We start from the raw sequence: 3,467 nt of genomic DNA on the forward strand, positions 1-3,467 counted from the left end.
GAGCTTGGCAGGCTAAGAACATCACCACTTAAATTGGAGATTGTATTATGGCCAGTGCACTTAGCGTTTTAGCGTTCTTTTTAATCGTATTATTTGTTTTTTATCGGCGCCTATCTTTGCGTAGTGGTGCGGTGGTCGTGGTGCTGGCCTGGCTGCTGGTTGGCTTAAATATGCCGATATTTCTTCACCCTCTGAGTTTGTTTATGCTCTTTGCTGGCTTGGCCTTGTTTTTGGTCAGGTCGCTGCGTATTCGCTTGCTGTCAGCGCCGGCGATGGCCGCGCTCAAAAAAATGATGCCGCCGATGAGCGATACCGAGCGCGAGGCGCTGGATGCCGGTACCACCTGGTGGGAGAAAGAGTTGTTTTCTGGCCGCCCTGATTGGTCGGTATTTGAAGATATCGATTTGTCTGAACTCAGCGCTGAAGAGCAGGCTTTTATCGACGGCGAAACTAATGCCCTGTGCGCCATGCTGTCGGAATGGCAGATTCATCACGAAACCAAAGACCTTCCCCCTGAGGTTTGGCAATTCATTAAAGACAAAGGTTTTCTGGGGCTTATTATTCCGCCCGCCTACGGCGGCTTGGGGTTTAGTGCCTACGCCCAGAGTCGAGTGGTGAGCAAAATTGCCAGCCGTTCCACGGTTGCCGCTGTTACCGTGATGGTACCCAATTCATTGGGGCCAGGTGAATTACTGCTGAAATACGGCAGTGAGGAGCAAAAGGACTTTTGGCTGCCCCGTTTGGCAAAGGGCGAAGAGCTACCTTGTTTCGGCTTAACCAGCCCAGAAGCGGGCTCCGATGCTGGCGCGATTCCCGATACGGGCGTGGTCTGTGAGCAAGAGTTTGAAGGCAAAAAAGTTCTTGGCGTAAAGTTAAACTTTTCGAAACGCTGGATTACCTTGGCCCCGATTGCCACGGTGGTAGGGTTGGCCTTTCGACTCAGTGATCCTGAAGGTTTAATTGGCGATGAGGTCGAGCGCGGTATTAGCTGTGCGCTGGTGCCTGCCACCTTGCCGGGGGTGGAAATTGGTCGACGCCACAATCCAGGCTCGGCCTTTATGAATGGCCCAATTACCGGTGTTGATGTGTTTATCCCCATGGACATGTTGATTGGTGGCCAGGAGTATATTGGCCAGGGTTGGCGGATGTTAGTGGAGTGCTTGGGTGCGGGGCGCGGCGTGTCGCTGCCAGCTTTGTCGACAGCGGGTGGCGAAATGAGCTACTTGCTGGTGGGGGCTTTTGCTCGCATCCGTCGCCAATTTGGTATCCCCGTTGGTAAGTTTGAAGGGGTGCAAGAGGCCAGCGCGGAGATTGCGGCGTCTGCCTATATGCTTGAGGCATACCGGGCATTAGTCACTCGGGCGCTGGATGATGGCGCGCCCTCGGTGCTTACCGCGATGGCCAAATACCACGCCACTGAAAATCTACGGCTTGTCGTCAACCACAGCATGGACATTCTCGGCGGACGTGGTATTCAAATGGGGCCGCGCAATTTTATGGCGCTGGTTTATCAAACCGTGCCAATTGCCATCACCGTTGAAGGCGCGAATATTTTAACCCGCTCTATGATTATCTTTGGCCAGGGTGCTATGCGCTGCCACCCTTATTTGGCTGACGAGTTAGCGGCCTTGAGCGATGAATCCGAGACTGCCTTAGCGGATTTTGATCGCTTGTTAATGGGGCATCTCGGTCATACTGCCGAGGTGTTTAGCCGTGGGATTTTGCTAGGCCTCAGCGGCGGATTGTTCCCTAAGCCTAACTGCGGCAATAGCGAATTGTCGGCGCGCTGGTACCGCCATATTAATCGTTATAGCGCGGTGTTCGCGGCCAGCGCCGATATTGCTCTGCTTACCTTGGGCGGTGATCTCAAGCGCCGCGAATTGCTGTCGGCGCGCTTAGGTGATGTGCATAGTCAGCTCGTTATCGCCTGTGCATTACTTAAATTCCACGATGCGCAAACGCCTGACGAAGCGAATGAGTTACATGCCGAATATGCTTTAAAGCAATGCTTTATGAGTATGAATACGGCCTTGGCGACGTTTTATCGTAATTTGCCCATAAAGGGCTTAGGTGCAGTATTAAAAGCGGTGTTTTTCCCTTGGGGCATGCCGCAGTGGACACCGTCAGACGACGAGATTCGCGCCTTGGGTGAGTTAATTATGCAGCCGAGTTCGGTGCGTAATTTATTGGCCGAGAAGGTTTATCTCAGTGCTGACCCCCACGATGCCCAGGGCCGTATTCATTACACCTACCAACTTTTGGCTGCGGTAGAAAAGGATTATGAACATTTTCTAGCGCTCGACAAACAGGGCGAACTAAAGGGCGAATCGACCGCGGAAAAATTGGCTAGCGCAGTAGTGAGTGGCACCTTAAGCCAAGCGCAGGCAGATGCCATTACTGCCTACGATGACTGCCGCTACGACTGTTTATTGACCGATGCCTTCGACCCGAGCTTAGCGGATACCGATGTTCGTCCACTGCGGCCGGAGTGTTAAGCGCGTGCGGAAAGTGTTTACTAGCCCTAATTTAAGCTTGGTTGCCAATGCGGCAAATGTATTGGAGGCCGCGGGGCTGACGACGGAATTGCGTAATACCTATGCCGGTGGGGCGAACGGGGGATTGGCGTTTACCGAGGTGTGGCCGGAATTGTGGGTGGCAGCGGAAAGTGTCGCGGCGGCGGAGACCTTGTTGGCGGTCTTAAGGGAAGATGATGGTCGCGAGTGGTGTTGCCCAGCCTGCAAAGAGCTAAATGGTGCCAGTTTCGAGTTGTGTTGGCATTGTGGTGGGGCGGCCATCTAGTGCTTTTTGTGATGGAGACGACGAATTTTGGGGTGGAACGATTCTAGGGGAAATTGCCTATCATCATTGCTGCAAACTTACGGTATAGTATAGGCCTGCTCAATATTACTTTGACTTTCTGAATTATTGGGACGGCTGTCTACCTCTGTTGCGTGAGGGCGCCAGCATTCTTATGGGGCCTTTTAGGCCCCTTTTTTTATGCCTGAAAATTGGCCAGCCGTTAGAGCTGGCTAATATCCCGCACCGCACCCTTGTCGGCGCTGGTTACCATCTTGGCGTAAGCCTTTAATGCTGCCGACACCTTGCGTGGACGTTCCTTCACTGGCTTCCAGCCATCGGCACCTTTTGCATCCATGGCCTTGCGACGTTTATTGAGTTCAGCTTCGTCAACCAATACGTTTATGCCGCGATTAGGAATGTCGATACGGATGATATCGCCCTGTTCAACTAAGCCAATTGCACCGCCTGCCGCCGCTTCCGGGGAGGCGTGGCCAATTGACAAGCCTGAGGTACCACCGGAGAAACGGCCGTCGGTGAGCAGTGCGCACACTTTACCCAAGCCTTTGGATTTAATGTAGCTGGTGGGGTAGAGCATCTCCTGCATGCCGGGGCCGCCCTTGGGGCCTTCGTAGCGAACAATAACAACATCGCCCGCTTTTACACGATCA

General features: G+C 53.2%; 3 protein-coding genes. 2 read left to right on the forward strand and 1 reads right to left on the reverse strand.

Features of this window, described 5'->3' with window-relative positions:
* The first annotated feature begins 47 nt into the window (after nucleotides 1–47).
* Nucleotides 48–2,495: an acyl-CoA dehydrogenase gene (locus ABYT30_RS17175; protein ID WP_373097668.1), complete on the forward strand. Its 2,448-nt coding sequence runs from the start codon at nucleotides 48–50 to the stop codon at nucleotides 2,493–2,495.
* A 4-nt stretch (nucleotides 2,496–2,499) separates the two neighbouring features.
* Nucleotides 2,500–2,799: a putative signal transducing protein gene (locus ABYT30_RS17180; protein ID WP_373081762.1), complete on the forward strand. Its 300-nt coding sequence runs from the start codon at nucleotides 2,500–2,502 to the stop codon at nucleotides 2,797–2,799.
* Nucleotides 2,800–3,019: 220 nt separating this feature from the next.
* On the opposite strand, the gene ABYT30_RS17185 is transcribed toward ABYT30_RS17180, so the two are convergent.
* Nucleotides 3,020–3,467 (reverse strand): dihydroxy-acid dehydratase (locus ABYT30_RS17185; RefSeq protein WP_373097670.1); only part of this gene is annotated, 448 nt, incomplete at its 5' end.

It is taken from the genome of Zhongshania sp., assembly GCF_041623545.1.
Lineage (GTDB): Bacteria > Pseudomonadota > Gammaproteobacteria > Pseudomonadales > Spongiibacteraceae > Spongiibacter.

Coding starts and splice junctions, on each gene's coding strand:
- ABYT30_RS17175 (WP_373097668.1), top strand. CDS start 48: ATGGCCAGTGCACTTAGCGTTTTAGCGTTCTTTTTAATCGTATTATTT.